Annotated in this window: 1 rRNA gene (only partly in view); it reads right to left on the minus strand. The window is 54.8% G+C overall.

Features of this window, described 5'->3' with window-relative positions:
• A 23S ribosomal RNA gene (locus AB0M82_RS45830) occupies positions 1–1,264 on the minus strand; it reaches 1,928 nt to the left of the window's first position.
• Between the last annotated feature and the right edge of the window lie 55 nt (positions 1,265–1,319).

Consider the following 1,319-nt stretch of genomic DNA (forward strand, 5'->3'; position numbering starts at 1 on the left):
ACGGATCTATTGTGTCAATGACACAGCTTCGGCGGTGTGCTTAAGCCCCGCTACATTGTCGGCGCAGGACCACTTGACCAGTGAGCTATTACGCACTCTTTCAAGGGTGGCTGCTTCTAAGCCAACCTCCTGGTTGTCTGGGCAATCCCACATCCTTTCCCACTGAGCACACACTTAGGGGCCTTAGCTGGTGTTCTGGGCTGTTTCCCTCTCGACGACGAAGCTTATCCCCCGCCGTCTCACTGCCGCACTCTCACACCACGGTATTCGGAGTTTGGTTGATTTCGGTAACCCGGTAAGGCCCCTAGACCATCCAGTAGCTCTACCCCCGTGGTGAAACATGCGACGCTGCACCTAAATGCATTTCGGGGAGAACCAGCTATCACGGAGTTTGATTGGCCTTTCACCCCTACCCACAGCTCATCCCCTCAGTTTTCAACCTAAGTGGGTTCGGGCCTCCACGACGTCTTACCGTCGCTTCACCCTGGCCATGGGTAGATCACTCCGCTTCGGGTCTAGACCACGCGACTAAATCGCCCTATTCAGACTCGCTTTCGCTACGGCTACCCCACACGGGTTAACCTCGCCACGCAGCACTAACTCGCAGGCTCATTCTTCAAAAGGCACGCCATCACCATTACAGCTCTGACGGCTTGTAGGCACACGGTTTCAGGTACTCTTTCACTCCCCTCCCGGGGTACTTTTCATCTTTCCCTCACGGTACTAGTCCGCTATCGGTCTTCAGGAAGTATTTAGGCTTACCGGGTGGTCCCGGCAGATTCACAGCAAATTCCACGAGCTCGCTGCTACTCGGGAACACCACCAAGGTCCTTGAAACTGGTTTTCGCGTACGGGGCTCTCACCCACTCCGGCCCGCCATCCCAAGCGGTTCCACTAACCAGCACAACAACCCGAGAACTTGTCAGAATCCTCAAGGCGGGTCCCACAACACCGTCTGCACAACGCCTGACAGCTTGACATACAAACGGTTTAGCCTCATCCGCTTTCGCTCGCCACTACTCACGGAATCACGGTTGTTTTCTCTTCCTGCGGGTACTGAGATGTTTCACTTCCCCGCGTTCCCTCCACACACCCTATATATTCAGGTGCGGGTAACACCACATCACTGGTGCTGGGTTTCCCCATTCGGAAATCCTCGGATCACAGCTCGGTTGACAGCTCCCCGAGGCTTATCGCAGCCTCCTACGTCCTTCATCGGCTCCTGAAGCCAAGACATCCACCATGTGCCCTTAACAACTTGACCACAAAGATGCTCGCATCCACTCTACAGTTCTCAAACACCACACCAGAAACAAACA

This window comes from Amycolatopsis sp. NPDC051128, from assembly GCF_040682715.1.
GTDB lineage: Bacteria > Actinomycetota > Actinomycetes > Mycobacteriales > Pseudonocardiaceae > Amycolatopsis.